This window comes from Pseudooceanicola nanhaiensis (assembly GCF_020171315.1).
Classification (GTDB): Bacteria; Pseudomonadota; Alphaproteobacteria; order Rhodobacterales; family Rhodobacteraceae; genus Pseudooceanicola; species Pseudooceanicola nanhaiensis_A.
This window is the reverse complement of record NZ_JAIUZP010000001.1, coordinates 372,427-386,121: the sequence shown is the minus strand read 5'-3', so window position 1 is coordinate 386,121 and position 13,695 is coordinate 372,427. Positions and strand designations below refer to the sequence as shown.

12 protein-coding genes are annotated in these 13,695 nt (G+C 68.2%); 9 read left to right on the top strand and 3 right to left on the bottom strand.

Annotated elements, in window-relative coordinates:
* Positions 1-102: 102 nt before the first annotated feature.
* From LCM32_RS01735 to LCM32_RS01705, 7 genes are read left to right on the top strand one after another with little or no spacing between them, the layout of a single operon-like run.
* A complete protein-coding gene (locus tag LCM32_RS01735; protein ID WP_224819333.1) occupies positions 103-1,107 on the top strand; it encodes an ABC transporter permease in 1,005 nt (334 codons plus the stop codon).
* Positions 1,104-1,946, top strand: a complete 843-nt coding sequence (locus LCM32_RS01730) for an ABC transporter permease (protein WP_224819332.1) — start codon at positions 1,104-1,106, stop codon at positions 1,944-1,946. Before LCM32_RS01735 ends, LCM32_RS01730 begins: the two co-directional genes overlap by 4 nt.
* Complete coding sequence (locus tag LCM32_RS01725) at positions 1,943-2,998, top strand: ABC transporter ATP-binding protein (RefSeq protein WP_224819331.1); 1,056 nt, start codon at positions 1,943-1,945, stop codon at positions 2,996-2,998. The genes LCM32_RS01730 and LCM32_RS01725 overlap by 4 nt, the downstream gene beginning before the upstream one ends.
* Entirely contained in the window at positions 2,995-4,005 is a 1,011-nt protein-coding gene (locus LCM32_RS01720; protein ID WP_224819330.1) for an ABC transporter ATP-binding protein, read from the top strand. Before LCM32_RS01725 ends, LCM32_RS01720 begins: the two co-directional genes overlap by 4 nt.
* Positions 4,002-4,745 (top strand): SDR family NAD(P)-dependent oxidoreductase, encoded by a 744-nt coding sequence (locus LCM32_RS01715; protein WP_224819329.1) that lies wholly within the window; start codon positions 4,002-4,004, stop codon positions 4,743-4,745. Before LCM32_RS01720 ends, LCM32_RS01715 begins: the two co-directional genes overlap by 4 nt.
* A 34-nt stretch (positions 4,746-4,779) precedes the next feature.
* Positions 4,780-6,021: an MFS transporter gene (locus LCM32_RS01710; protein WP_224819328.1), complete on the top strand. Its 1,242-nt coding sequence runs from the start codon at positions 4,780-4,782 to the stop codon at positions 6,019-6,021.
* Positions 6,022-6,023: 2 nt separating this feature from the next.
* Entirely contained in the window at positions 6,024-7,598 is a 1,575-nt protein-coding gene (locus tag LCM32_RS01705; protein ID WP_224819327.1) for a gamma-glutamyltransferase, read from the top strand.
* A gap of 470 nt (positions 7,599-8,068) precedes the next feature.
* On the opposite strand, the gene LCM32_RS01700 is transcribed toward LCM32_RS01705, so the two are convergent.
* From LCM32_RS01700 to LCM32_RS01690, 3 genes are all read right to left on the bottom strand, one after another.
* Positions 8,069-9,007, bottom strand: coding sequence for an MYG1 family protein (locus LCM32_RS01700; protein ID WP_224819326.1), 939 nt, complete (start codon positions 9,005-9,007; stop codon positions 8,069-8,071).
* Between the two features lie 86 nt (positions 9,008-9,093).
* Positions 9,094-9,741, bottom strand: a complete 648-nt coding sequence (locus LCM32_RS01695) for an alpha/beta family hydrolase (protein ID WP_224819325.1) — start codon at positions 9,739-9,741, stop codon at positions 9,094-9,096.
* Between the two features lie 74 nt (positions 9,742-9,815).
* A complete protein-coding gene (locus LCM32_RS01690; protein WP_224819324.1) occupies positions 9,816-10,127 on the bottom strand; it encodes an ETC complex I subunit in 312 nt (103 codons plus the stop codon).
* A gap of 353 nt (positions 10,128-10,480) precedes the next feature.
* Between LCM32_RS01690 and uvrB the strand changes: the two genes are divergently transcribed.
* Both uvrB and LCM32_RS01680 read left to right on the top strand, forming a co-directional pair.
* Entirely contained in the window at positions 10,481-12,658 is a 2,178-nt protein-coding gene (uvrB, locus tag LCM32_RS01685) for an excinuclease ABC subunit UvrB (RefSeq protein ID WP_318246164.1), read from the top strand.
* Positions 12,659-12,902: 244 nt separating this feature from the next.
* On the top strand, positions 12,903-13,691 hold the full coding sequence (locus LCM32_RS01680; protein WP_224819323.1) for a response regulator transcription factor: 789 nt from the start codon (positions 12,903-12,905) through the stop codon (positions 13,689-13,691).
* The last annotated feature ends 4 nt before the right edge of the window (positions 13,692-13,695 follow it).

Sequence of the window (13,695 nt, the reverse complement as noted above, 5' to 3'; positions counted from 1 at the left end):
CTCTCCGGGGGGCCTGACCGGGGCGCCGCGGCCTCTCTCCCCGTCACGGCGCCCCGCCTCTTCACCCAGCAAGACCTTCCCAGCCCGATCGGAGCTTCCTCCATGCGCAGACTGGAAATCATCCTGTCCCGCCTCGTCTGGTTCATTCCTACCCTCTTCGGCCTCGTCTTCGTGGTCTTCTTCATCTCCAACGTGATCCCGACCGACCCGGCGCGGATCATCGCTGGCGAGAACGCGACCGAGGCACAGGTGCAGGCGCTGCGCGCCGAGATGGGCCTCGACCAGCCGCTCTATGTCCAGTTCGGCCGCTATGTCGCCGACCTCGCCACCGGGGATCTTGGCAAGAGCCTCTATACCCAGCGGGCGATTTCCGAGGACCTGCTGCACCGGCTGCCCGCCACGCTGGAGCTGACCATGGCCGCCATGGTCGTCGCCATCGGGCTTGGCGTGCCGCTCGGCGTCATCTCGGCGGTGAAGCGGAACTCGATGATCGACCAGACCCTGCGGGTGCTCTCGGTCTCGGGCCTCGCCGTGGCCAGCTTCTGGCTGGCGATGGAGCTTCAGATGTATTTCTCGACCAAGCTGGGCTGGACGCCGCTCAACGGCCGGATCGCCGGCTGGGGACCGGAGGAAATCACCGGCTTCTACCTGCTCGACTCGCTGCTCACCGGGGACTGGGCCTCGTTCTGGGACACGCTGCACCACATGCTGCTGCCCGCGATCACGCTGGCCCTTCCGGCGGCCGCCACGCTGGTGCGTTTCACCCGCGCGGGCGTGCTGGAGGTGATCAACTCCAACTTCGTGCTCTACGAACGGGCCATGGGCTTTCCCACCACGCTGATCACGTGGAAATACGTGCTGCGCAATGCGCTGATCTCCACCGTGACCCAGATCGGCCTGATCTTCGGCTCGCTCTTTGCCGGCGCCGTGGTGGTCGAGGCGGTCTTTGACTGGCCGGGCCTTGGCACCTACGCGGTGCAGTCGATCCTGCAATCGGACACCAAGGCGATCCTCGGCTTCTCGATCATCGTCGGCGTCGTCTTCATCGGCGTGAACCTCCTCGTCGACATCATCCACACCTTCATCGACCCGAGGACCCTGAAATGACCGCTCTGAAACGGCTTCTGGCGGACCGGGCCGCGAGCATCGGGGCCGCCCTCATCCTCGGCCTGATCCTCGTCGCGATCTTCGCGCCCGTGCTGGCCCCCTACCCCGGGGATGTCACCGCCTTCCACCTGACGGAACGGCTGCAACCGCCCTCGGCCGACCACCTCTTCGGCACCGACAGGATGGGCTCGGACGTCTTCTCGCGCATCCTCTTCGGGGCGCGGATCACGATCACCATCGCGGTCATCGCCGTGGGCGTCTCGGTCGGGATCGGCGTGCCCATCGGGCTGATCGCAGGCTATTATGGCGGCTTCCCCGGCGGCTTCCTGATGCGGACCTCGGACATCTTCCTCGCCGTGCCGCAGATCGTGCTGGCCATCGCCATCGCCCAGACCCTCGGCCCCTCGGTCGAGAACGTCATCCTCGCGCTGTCGCTGACCTACTGGCCGTTCTGGGCCCGCCTCGTCTATGCCGAGACGCGGTCGCTGAAGGCGCAGACCTTCGTCGAGGCGGCGCTCGCGCTTGGCGCCTCGGACCTGCGGGTCATGGTGCTGCACATCCTGCCCAACACCGCCTCCGCGATCATCGTGCGGACCTCGATCGGCATGGGGGCCACGATCCTCACCGCCGCAGCCCTCGGCTTCCTCGGCCTTGGCGCGCCGCCGCCAACCCCGGAATGGGGCCGCACCATTTCCGAGGCGCGGGAGTTCCTGCCGGAAGCCTGGTGGTACGCCGCCGCCCCCGGTCTTGCGATCTTCCTTGTCGTCATGGGCTTCAACCTGCTGGGCGATGGCCTGCGCGACATCCTCGACCCGAAACTGAGAAAGGGAAGCCGATGACCGACGCGCTCCTGACCGTCGAGGGCCTGTCCCTCGGGTTCCGCGGGGATGGGGGCTTTGCCCATATCCTCGACGGCGCCAACATGACCATGAAGCGGGGCGAGATCATGGGCCTCGTGGGCGAAAGCGGCTGTGGCAAGACCACGCTGGCCAGTGCCATCCTCGGCGTGCTGCCGCGCCACGCGCTGGAGGTCCGCGGCGGGCGCATCCGCTTCGACGGCATCGACATGCTGGACGCGGGGCAAGCCGCGCAGCAACAGGCCGTCCGGGGCCGCCGGGTGACCTTCATCCCGCAGGATCCCTTCACCTCGCTGAACCCGGTCTTCACCATCGGCCAGCAGATCGAGGAGCTGATGAAGTGGAAATCGCCGCGCCGCCCCGTGGGCCCGTCGCGCGCGCCGACCCTGCTGACGCCCTACCCCCGCGCCCGGCGCAGGGCGGACCGCGAGAAGATCATGGAAATGCTGAACCTCGTCCAGCTGCCCCGGCCCGAACAGCTGCTGAAGAAATACCCGCACGAGGTGTCGGGCGGCCAGCGTCAGCGGCTGATGATCGCCATGGCCCTGCTGCCCGACCCTGACCTGATCATCGCGGACGAGCCGACGACCGCGCTGGACGTGACCATTCAGGCGCAGATCCTCGGCCTGCTGCGCAACCTCGCCAACGACCGGGGCGTGGCGGTGATGCTGACGACCCACGACCTGGGCTCGGCTTACGAGATCTGCGACCGGATCACCGTGATGTACGCCGGTCAAGACGTGGAGGCCGCCCCGGTGGCGGAATTCTTCAACCGCCCGACGCATCCCTACACCGCCAAGCTGCTGGCCTCGCTGCCCGAGGGCGGCGGCGGCATGACCGGCATCCCCGGCGAATTGCCCAGCTTCTACGCGCCGCCGCCGGGCTGCCGGTTCCAGACCCGCTGCGACCGCGCGACCGAGGCCTGCCGCATCCGTCCCGCGCCCGACCTTGCCGGGCCGGCCCACGTGGTGCGCTGCGCCCACCCGCTGTTCCAGACCACCCCCGCCACCCCGCTCAAGGAGGTGCAGGCATGACAGACGCCCCGATCCTGACCGTGTCGGACCTGACGGTCCGCTTCCCGATCCGCGGCCCCTTTGCCCGCAAGCTGGGCGAGATCAAGGCCCTCGACGGGGTCGGCTTCGACCTCGCGCAGGGGGAAATCCTTGGCCTCGTGGGAGAATCCGGCTGCGGCAAGTCCACGCTCGGCAAGACGCTGATGGGCATTCAGGCGCCCACCTCCGGCTCCATCACCTTCGAGGGCAAGGAGATCGCGGGCCGCACCCCGCGCGAGGCCCGCGCCCTGCGCCGCCGCCTGCAATATGCCTATCAGGACCCGGGCGCCTCGCTCGATCCGCGCTGGAAGATCGGCAAGTCGCTGGAGGAGCCGCTGATCATCCACACCGACCTGCCCCGCAAGGAGCGGCTGGCCAAGGTGCGCGAGATCCTGACTTCGGTCGGCCTGCCCGCCGGTCACGCGGACCTCTTCCCGCATGAGATCTCGGGCGGGCAGCAGCGCCGGGTGGGCCTTGCCCGCATCCTGATGCTGAACCCCGAGGTGGTGATCCTCGACGAGCCGACGGCGGGCCTCGACGTCTCGGTGCAGGCCACGGTGCTGCGGCTCTTCCGCGACCTGCGCGAGACCTTCGACCTGACCTATATCTTCATCTCGCACGACCTCTCGGTGGTGCGGCTGATGTGTCACCGGGTGGCGGTGATGTACCTTGGCCGGATCGTCGAGGTGGGCCCGGTGGAGGAGCTGATGGACAATCCCAAGCACCCCTATACCCAGTCCCTCCTCGCCGCGATCCCCAAGGTCAACGGCCCCCGCGTGACCGAGAACTTCTGGCTGGAGGGCGAACCGGCGGATGCCTCGAACCTGCCGCCCGGCTGCCGGTTCCAGGGCCGCTGCCCCCATGTGAAACCGATCTGCCGGCAGGAGGACCCCGCCGACCGCACCGTGGGCGCCCAGACCGTCGCCTGCCATTTCGCGGGCGAGGTCTTCCCGCCCGTCCCCACTCCGAAGGAAAGCACCCCCGCATGACAAAGACAGCCATCGTCACCGGCGGCGGACGCGGCATTGGCCGCGGCTGCGCCCACGAACTGGCCCGGCAGGGCTGCGACATCGTTCTGGCGGACCTGATCCCCGAGGACCTCGCCAATACTAAGGCCGAGATCGAGGCCATGGGCCGGACATGCCGCACCTATGTGGCCGACGTGGCCGATTTCGCCCGCGCGCAGGAGATCGTGGCCGAGGTCGAGGCCCAGACCGGCCCCGTCGCCGTGCTGGTGAACAACGCGGGCAAGTCGAACACCGACGGTATCTGCGAGATCACCGAGGAGAGCTATGACCGCACCATCGCGATCAACCTCAAGGGCGCCTTCAACTGGACCCGCGCCGTGGCCCCGGGGATGATGCAGGCACAGGCCGGGCGGATCGTCATGATGTCCTCGCTCAACGCCTATACCGGCGGCGTCACCTCGGCCGTCTCGAAATTCGCCTATACCACGGCAAAGGCCGGGCTTTTGGGCATGACCAAGGCCCTCGCCAAGGAAATGTCGCCCTATGTTCTGGTCAATGCCGTCTGTCCCGGTATCATCGAGACGGAACGGTCCAACGACCTGATCCGCGCCCGCAAGGCGGAGCTGGAGGCCGGCATCTCGCTGGGCCGCACCGGCACCCCCGCCGACGTCGCGCAGGTCGTGGCCTTTCTCTGCCTCTCCGAGCCCTGTTTCGTGACCGGCGAAGACATCAAGATCGACGGTTTCCAATGGGTGATCTGACCCGCCGCCGGTGAGCGCACCTGAAGGAGCCGCAATGACTGACGTTCGCACCGCCGCCGCACCCTCATGGGTGCCCATCGTGGTGACCGTGACCCTCGTGCAGGCGGTGCTGGCGCTGATGATCCGGGTGCTGCCCCTGCTGGGGATGCCCCTGACGCAGGCCAGCGGCGTCCCTCCGGAAGCGGTGGGGCAGCTGTCCTCGGCGGCGGCCTTCGGCTCCATGTGCTTCTTCCTCTGGGGGCCGACGGCGCTGGTGCGCTTCTCCTCGCTGCAACAGCTGCAACTGGGGTGCGTCACCTCGGCGGCGGCGCTGCTCTTCTGCCTCTTCAACCGGTGGGAGGCGATGCTGCTGGCCAGTTTCGTCATCGGTCTGGGCTATGGCACCGCCACACCCGCAGGTGCGGACCTGCTGATGAAGGTGGTGCCCAAGGCCAGACGCGCGACGATCTTCTCGGTGAAACAGGCGGGCGTGCCGCTTGGCGGGCTGGCGGCGGGCCTGCTGCTGCCCTTCGTGGCGCTGCATTTTGGCGGCGTGCCGGCGGCGATGATCACGGCCTGCGCCCTCGCGCTCGGCTCTGCCGCGGCGCTCGCGCTCTGGAAGGGCGCGATGGACGACAGCCCGCCGCCGACCCGCGCCCTGCCCTTCCGCGACCTCGCCCTTGCGCCGGTGCGGCTGATCGCCCTGCTGATGCGCGACCGCCAGCTGCGGCTGCTGACCGCGGCGGGCTTCTGCCTTGGCGTGGCGCAGGGCATCCTGATGGCTTTCTATGCCGTCTTCCTCTCGGACCACGCAGGCTGGTCGCTGGCCGCTGCCGGGGCGGGCTTCGCCCTGTTGCAGGGCGCGGGCGTCGCCGGGCGGATCACCATGGGCTGGCTCTCGGACCGGATCGGCAATCCGGTGCGCGCCCTTTCGGGGCTGTGCTTCGTCTCGGGCATCACCATGGCGCTGCTGGCGACCATCGGCCCCAACAGCCCGGTGGCATGGATTCTCCTGCTGTCGGTGCTGGCCGGGATCACCGTGATCTCCTGGAACGGGGTCTTCCTGACCGGGCTGGCCGAAACCGCCCCCGAGGGCCGCGTGGGAGAGATCACCGCCGCCGGGACCTTCGTCCTCTTCAGCGGCTATGTCCTCTGCCCGGTGCTGATCCAGACCGTGTTCGCCGCCACCGAAGGCTATGCCACCGGGCTGGTGATTTCGGGGCTCGCCCCCGTTCTCGCCGGCACCGCCCTGATGATCGGCGCCCGCAGGCGGCGCGATGACATGACGAAAGGCTGACCATGAGCAACTTCTCCAAGACCCAGAAAATCCACAAGGACGTCATCTGGACCGACGGCGGCGTGGTCGCCTCGCAGCACCGCAAGGCGGCCGAGGTCGGCGCAGCCGTACTGGCGGCGGGCGGCGATGCCATCGACGCGGCGGTCGCCACCTCCTTCGCCGTGGGCGTGGTGGAGCCGTGGATGTCCGGGCCCATGGGCGGCGGCATGATGACCCTCTGGCGCGCCGACGAGGAACGGGCCGAGACGATCGAGTTCGGCATGCGCTCGCCCGTGGGTCTCAAGCTGGAGGATTACCCGCTGGAGCCCGGCGCCAAGGCGGGCGATCTCTTCCCCTGGACCCGCGTGAAGGGCGACCGCAACGTATATGGCGCCACCGCCGTCGCCGTGCCGGGCACCGTCGCGGGCATGGAACTGGCGCATGGCAAGTACGGGCGCAAGGCCTGGTCCGAGCTGCTGGCCCCCGCCGTGGCCCTGGCCGGTGAGGGGATGTTGATCGACTGGTACGCCTCGCTGATGATCGCCTCTGCCACCCGGCAGCTGGCGCAGGACAGGGACGCGGCCGATCTCTTCCTCGTCGACGGGCAGTGGCCCAATATCGCGGGCTGGACCGCCCTGTCGGATGCGCGGCTGAACCAGAAAGCCCATGCCGCCACGCTGCAACGGCTGGCCGAGCATGGCGCGCGGGACTTCTACGAGGGCGAGGTCGCCCGGATGCTGGTTGAGGACGTGCAGGCCAAGGGCGGCTCGCTCGCGTTGGAGGACCTTGCCGCCTACCGCGCCGTGGCCTCCGAGCCGCGCACGATCCGCTATCGCGACGCGGTGATCCACGCGCCCTCGGGCCTCTCCGCCGGGGCCGAACTGGTCAAGGCGCTGGAGGCGATGGAGGCGGGCTTCACCCCCGGTGACGCCCCCTCGCCCGAAAGCTATGCCGTGATGGCGGCCTCGCTGGGCGCGGCCTATCGTGACCGGCTGGAGCATGGCGGCGACACCGGCGAGAGCCCGCAGGCCCCCGCCTGCACCACCACCTTCAGCGTGGTGGACCGGCACGGCAACATGGTGAACGTGACCCAGACGCTGCTGTCGATGTTCGGCAGCCACGTGGTCTCGCCCCAGACCGGGATGCTGCTGAACAACGGGATCATGTGGTTCGACCCCGAGCCGGGCAAGCCGAATTCGCTGGCGCCGGGCAAGCGCTGCCTGATGAACGTCTGCCCCACGGTGGGTCAGGCGGGCGACCGGATGTTCGCCATCGGTGCCTCGGGCGGGCGGAAGATCCTGCCGGCAGTGACGAACCTCACCAGCTTCATCGCGGATTTCGGCATGGACCTTGAGCAGGCCATCCACACGCCCCGGATCGACGCCTCGGGCGCCAGCGGCACGGTGGTGGACGAGGACCTGCCCGGCGCGGTCGGTGAAGCCCTGGCCGCGCTCGGCCCGGTGAAGAAGGCCAAGCGGACGGTGCATCCCTATGCTTTCGCGGTGCCCGCAGGCGTGATGCGTCAGGCGGGGCGGAACTGCGGCGCGACCGAGATCATGACGCCCTGGGGCGATGCGATCCGCGAAGAGGAGGTGTGAGGGCTGGGGCCTGCCTGCCCAGTTTGATGCACACGGGGGTACGGGGCCGATAGGCGAACAACGCTGGCGCGGTGCAGGTCCTGTGTTTCAAGCGACCGCGCGGCGTCTCCACTTTCCCCGCGCTCTCCACTTAAGTTCCGCCCGGCCGTGAGGCCGGACAGCGCCGTCCCGCCCCCCTGGGGCGGCGCTACTGCGCCACCCCGCGGGACGGCGCTGCCCTGCGTGGTGGATCGAAAGGTCCTGCCCCATGTTGTGCGGGGCCCACGGGGGCCCGCCCCCCCGCGGGACCGCGCCGCCCTGCGTGGTGGATCGAGAGGTGGTGCGCGGTCCTAAGTCAGATGTGGGCGCGCTCCGTTCCGATCAGAGCATATGCTGACAACGCTGCGGCAGTCCCCCGCCCCAACAACTCCGCAAAACGAAAAAAGCCGGGCCGCCTCACGCGCCCGGCTCTCCTCATCGCACACACGATGTCACTCCGCCTTCGCCGCCTCGGCTTCCGCCTCTGCGACCGCCAGCCGCGCCATTTCCATCACCGCCTCGCGGCTCGAGGCCATGGCGAGGAACCGGCCCTTGTGGCAGAACTTCGCGCCCTTCACGCCCGAGGCCTCTTCCAGCGCGGCATCGGTCAGACCGGCCCATGCAGCAGGCAGATCGGCGCGCAGCTCGAAACCCTCGTCGCCCAGCCGGATACCGCCCAGCGACCAGTCGTCGCCGCGCGGGTTCACCACGAAGAGCAGATGATCCGCCCCCGCCTTCTCGACGCCTGCGCGGAAGGGCATGCCCATGGGCAGTTCGAGGATACGCCCCTCGCCCGCCGCCTCGATGGAGGCCATGACCATCGACTCGGCCCGCCGCTTGGCGGCCTTGCGAGCGATGGAGGCCTCGACGAAGGACCGCGCCACCGCAAGCGCCCCGTGGAAGGCCGCGTCATCCGCGCCCGGGGTCGTATCGTCGAAGACCGGCTTCAGGCTTTCCAGAAGCACCGGCAGCGTCAGCGCCGAGAGCGGCCCCGCCACGCCCGCGTTCAGTGCGCCATTGTCCATCAGGTCCACCGGCAGGACGAAGCCGCGGTCGAAGGAGGCGTGCACGCCGTCGATGTCCGCCTCCGGCACGGCGAGCGCCCGCAGGTAGTCGCGGCCGAAGTGCAGCCAGACCAGCCCGAAGGAGCTGTATGGCTGACCGTCCTCGCGCAGCGGCGCCTCGCGCTGGTGGTGATCGAAGATGCCCGCCTCCGCGTCATAGGCCAGACCCACGTCGTAGATGATCCGCCCCTCGGCCGGGGTGATCCAATCGGCATCGCGGGTGCGCAGGATGCGGGCCTCGGGATGGAGCCGGGTCAGGATGACCGAGGACAGAAGTTCGTCGGCATGGAAACCGCCGGAATGCGTGACGAGATGGGTGATGGACATGGCGGCTTCCCCGAATGCGATGAGTCGCCCGGCCCTAGCATCCCCGGCGCGGCAGTGAAAGCACCCGATCAGGGGGGCTGTGGCGCTCAGAGCCCGGGCAGCGCTGACGCCCAGTCCGCAATCCGGCCGCAGGCCGCCGCGAGGTGATCCTGCTGGGTCAGCCCGGTGACGCTCTTGCGGGGTTTCAGATCGTGCTCGCCGTCCTCGAACCACGCGACGGAGATCTGCGCAGACAGCGCATAGCCCGCCACCTCGTCCCTCGTGCCGAAGGGATCGCGGGTGCCCTGACAGATCAGTGTCGGCACGGCGAGGTCGCGCAGGTGGTCGACCCGCAGCTTCTCGGGCTTGCCGGTGGGGTGGAACGGATAACCGAGGCAGAGCAGCCCGGCCACGCGGCCCTCGGCATGCAGGTCCCCGGCGATCAGGCTCGCCACCCGCCCGCCCATCGACTTGCCGCCGATGATCAGCGGCCCGGCGCCGTCGAGGGCCGCGATGGCGGCGCGGAACTCGCCCGCCAGCAGGTCCATCTTGGGCGGGGGGCGCTTGGACCCGCCCACGCGACGCGCGGCCATGTAGGCGAATTCGAACCGGGCGACGTTGAGCCCGCGCGCAGCCAGCCCCTCGGCGATCGCGGTCATGAAGACCGTGTCCATCGCCGCCCCGGCCCCGTGGGCCAGCAGGACGGTGGCAGCGCCGGGCGCCTCACCGTTTCTGAGAAACTGAATGTCCGACATGGCTCTCCTCCTGCGGGCGATACGAAAAAGGCGCCCCGCGGGCGCCTCCTCATACTGTCACGCCTTGCGCGTGGTCAGTGGGTCCAGACCTGACGGCGGTTGGTGGCGAAGTTGTCGCCGTAGCCGTTTGCGCGCACATTGACGGCGCGGGTCTTGGGCTCGACCACCACGGCATCGATGCCATGGGCCTGCGCATAGGCCAGCGCGGCCTCCTTGCTGTCGAAGCGCAGCTTGACCTGAGCCTGGGTGTCGGTGGAGGAGGTCCAGCCCATCAGCGGGTCCACTTCGCGGGCAGAGCCGGCCGTGTGCTCCAGAACCCATTGCCGCGTGCGGGCGGTTCCCGATTGCGTGGCAGTCTTGGCGGGTTTGTAGATTCTGGCGGGCATCAGGCTACTCCTCTTGACGTGGGATGTATCGTCAAAAATCCACCGTGGAGCAAGGGGAAAGGGAGGTGCAAGCCTTGGCTGTCTCCGGCGCTGCTGGGAGCGAGGGGTGGGTGTCGCAGCACCAAAGACAGCCAAGTCTGCTGCTTGCCCATAAAACGTAACGCTACGGGATGCTGCGCTGCAACAAATATTATTTTTCTGCATGGTCCAAAAACGAAGTTTTGAAGCAAGACAATTGCTTAGCCTGCTAAACCTGCATGACCGCTGAACTTTTTCACTTGCCATCTTCGGGGAGATCGGGGGTTGAAGTAGAACAAAAACAGATCAGATTCGGGTTTCGAGAGGAATCACCCATGCCCGACAGCAATCTCCTAGGTCCCGAAGTCGATGTCCGCGCCCGCCCCAAGCTGGAGGGCGGACGGCAGCTGGTGATGAACACCAGCTTCGCCCCCGCCGGCGACCAGCCCACCGCGATCAAGGAGCTGACGGCAGGTGTGCTGAGCGGCGAACGCGAGCAGGTGCTGCTGGGGGCCACCGGCACCGGCAAGACCTTCACCATGGCCAAGGTCATCGAGGAAACGCAGCGCCCCGCCATCATCCTTGCGCCCAACAAGACGCTGGCGGCGCAGCTTTATGGCGAGTTCAAGGGCTTCTTCCCGGACAACGCGGTCGAGTACTTCGTGTCCTACTACGATTACTACCAGCCCGAGGCCTATGTGCCGCGCTCGGACACCTATATCGAGAAGGAATCCCAGATCAACGAGCAGATCGACCGGATGCGCCACTCGGCCACCCGGGCGCTGCTGGAACGGGATGACGTGATCATCGTGGCCTCGGTCTCCTGCATCTACGGTATCGGCTCGGTCGAGACCTACGGGGCGATGACGCAGGACCTGAAGGTCGGCTCCGTCTACGACCAGCGGCAGGTGATCGCGGACCTCGTGGCACAGCAGTACAAGCGCAACGATCACGCCTTCCAGCGCGGCTCGTTCCGGGTGCGCGGCGACAGCCTCGAGATTTTCCCGGCGCACCTCGAGGACCGGGCGTGGCGGCTGTCCTTCTTCGGCGAGGATCTGGAAAGCATCACGGAATTCGACCCGCTGACCGGCGAGAAGACCGATACCTTCGACCAGATCCGCGTCTATGCGAACAGCCACTACGTGACGCCCAAGCCCACGATGAATCAGGCGGTCATCAACATCAAGAAAGAGCTGCGCCAGCGGCTCGACCAGCTGGTGGGCGAAGGCAAGCTGCTGGAGGCGCAGCGGCTGGAGCAGCGCACCAACTTCGACATCGAGATGCTGGAGGCCACCGGCGTCTGCAACGGGATCGAGAACTACTCGCGCTACCTGACGGGCCGCGCCCCCGGTGAGCCGCCCCCCACCCTCTTCGAGTTCATCCCCGACACGGCCATCGTCTTTGCCGATGAAAGCCACGTCACCGTGCCGCAGATCGGCGGCATGTACCGGGGGGACTACCGGCGCAAGTTCACGTTGGCGGAGCATGGCTTCCGCCTGCCCTCCTGCATGGACAACCGCCCCCTCAAGTTCGAGGAATGGGACGCCATGCGCCCGCAGTCGGTCTTTGTCTCCGCCACCCCCGGCAACTGGGAGATGGAGCAGACCGGCGGCGTCTTCACCGAACAGGTCATCCGCCCCACCGGCCTGCTGGACCCGATGGTGGAAATCCGCCCCGTCAACACGCAGGTGGACGACCTGCTGGACGAGGTCCGCAAGGTCACCGCGCAGGGCTATCGCACGCTCTGCACCACGCTGACCAAGCGCATGGCCGAGGACCTGACCGAGTACATGCACGAGCAGGGCATCAAGGTCCGCTACATGCATTCGGACATCGACACGCTGGAGCGGATCGAGATCCTGCGCGACCTGCGGCTCGGCGCCTTCGACGTGCTGATCGGGATCAACCTGCTGCGCGAGGGGCTCGACATTCCCGAATGCGGGCTGGTGGCCATTCTGGACGCCGACAAGGAGGGCTTCCTGCGCTCCGAGACCTCGCTGGTGCAGACCATCGGCCGGGCGGCGCGGAACGCCGACGGCCGGGTGATCATGTACGCCGACCGGATCACCGGCTCCATGGAACGCGCAATGGCCGAGACCGACCGCCGGCGCGAGAAGCAGATCGCCTACAACGAGGAACACGGCATCACCCCCGCCACGGTGAAGAAGAACGTCGAGGACATCCTCGCCGGGCTCTATCAGGGCGACGTGGACATGAACCGCGTGACGGCCAAGGTCGACAAGCCGCTGGCGGGTGCGAACCTTCAGGCCCATCTCGACGCGCTGCGCGACCAGATGCGCAAGGCCGCCGAGAACCTCGAATTCGAGGAGGCCGCGCGGCTGCGGGACGAGGTCAAGCGGCTGGAGGCGGTGGACCTCGCGGTGTCGGACGATCCCATGGCCCGGCAATCCGCGATCGAGGCCGCCGTCGAGGCCGAGACCGGCAAGCGCGGCCGCTCCACCGCCGGGCGCCCGGGCCAGCGCGGCGGGAACGTGAAGCGCAAGAAGCGGTAGGGGGTGCGGCGGCCCGCCACGCGGGACAGGGCCAAAGGCCGCCGCGCACCGCAGGCGGCCGCCGTTAACCAACCCACCAGAAACGCGGCATTTTATCCTTTCGGATAGGCGACGCGCCTGCCCCGTTTCGGTTATCCATTCCTTGCGCCCCACAGACCCGGGCGCGGACAATTCAACACGGTGTGGGCCGCTGACCGGCCCCCATCGCCGCGCAGCGCCTGCCCTTCAGCGAAAGGACCGGACGATGCGCCTTCTGATGTCGGAAACCAACTGGAACATGGCGATCCTCGCCAAGACGATGCGCGACGCCGGCTTCTTCGTGACCGGCGCGCGGGATGCGGCGGAGGTGCTGGAATACGCCCGCAGCGGTCAGCAGAACGCGATCCTGCTGGACACCGACCTGCCCGACATGAAGATCAGCGAACTGGTCATCGCGCTGCGCCACAGCCAGCCCAGCCTGCCGATCTGCGTCTTCTCGCGCCATATCGATCCCGAGCAGCGCGCCCGGCTGATGCGGTTGGGGGCCGATGACGTCTCCGACTGGCCCGATGTGCCGCGCGAAACCGTGGCCCAGCTGCGCGCCTACATCCGCCGGTCGCACGGCCTGCCGAACCCGCTGGTCGACTGCGATGGCGTCCGCGTGAACCTCAGCTGGCAGAACGTCGACGTGGGCGGGGACCGCCTGCACCTGACCCGGTTGGAATACGAACTGATCGAGATGCTGGCCCTGCGCGGCGGCACGCTGGTGACCCGCGAACAGATCATGTCGCAGCTCTACGCCTGGGAAGACGAGCCCGATCCCAAGATCATCGACGTCTACATCTGCCGCATCCGCGCCAAGCTGGAGACCCTCGGCGCCCCGGACGACCTGATCCAGACCAGCTTCGGGCAGGGCTACCGCCTTGGCCTGCCCTCCGCCACCCCGGCCCGGATCGTCGCCGCCTGGCAGACCGATCCGCGCGGCCCCCGCCCCACGCGATCCCCGCCCCACGCGGCCCTCCGCCCCGCGCAGCCCCTCCCCCGTCGCCATTAGGGCG

Coding starts and splice junctions, on each gene's coding strand:
- LCM32_RS01705 (WP_224819327.1), top strand. CDS start 6,024: ATGAGCAACTTCTCCAAGACCCAGAAAATCCACAAGGACGTCATCTGG.
- uvrB (WP_318246164.1), top strand. CDS start 10,481: ATGCCCGACAGCAATCTCCTAGGTCCCGAAGTCGATGTCCGCGCCCGC.
- LCM32_RS01690 (WP_224819324.1), bottom strand. CDS start 10,127: ATGCCCGCCAGAATCTACAAACCCGCCAAGACTGCCACGCAATCGGGA.
- LCM32_RS01710 (WP_224819328.1), top strand. CDS start 4,780: ATGACTGACGTTCGCACCGCCGCCGCACCCTCATGGGTGCCCATCGTG.
- LCM32_RS01720 (WP_224819330.1), top strand. CDS start 2,995: ATGACAGACGCCCCGATCCTGACCGTGTCGGACCTGACGGTCCGCTTC.
- LCM32_RS01725 (WP_224819331.1), top strand. CDS start 1,943: ATGACCGACGCGCTCCTGACCGTCGAGGGCCTGTCCCTCGGGTTCCGC.
- LCM32_RS01735 (WP_224819333.1), top strand. CDS start 103: ATGCGCAGACTGGAAATCATCCTGTCCCGCCTCGTCTGGTTCATTCCT.
- LCM32_RS01680 (WP_224819323.1), top strand. CDS start 12,903: ATGCGCCTTCTGATGTCGGAAACCAACTGGAACATGGCGATCCTCGCC.
- LCM32_RS01700 (WP_224819326.1), bottom strand. CDS start 9,007: ATGTCCATCACCCATCTCGTCACGCATTCCGGCGGTTTCCATGCCGAC.
- LCM32_RS01715 (WP_224819329.1), top strand. CDS start 4,002: ATGACAAAGACAGCCATCGTCACCGGCGGCGGACGCGGCATTGGCCGC.
- LCM32_RS01730 (WP_224819332.1), top strand. CDS start 1,104: ATGACCGCTCTGAAACGGCTTCTGGCGGACCGGGCCGCGAGCATCGGG.
- LCM32_RS01695 (WP_224819325.1), bottom strand. CDS start 9,741: ATGTCGGACATTCAGTTTCTCAGAAACGGTGAGGCGCCCGGCGCTGCC.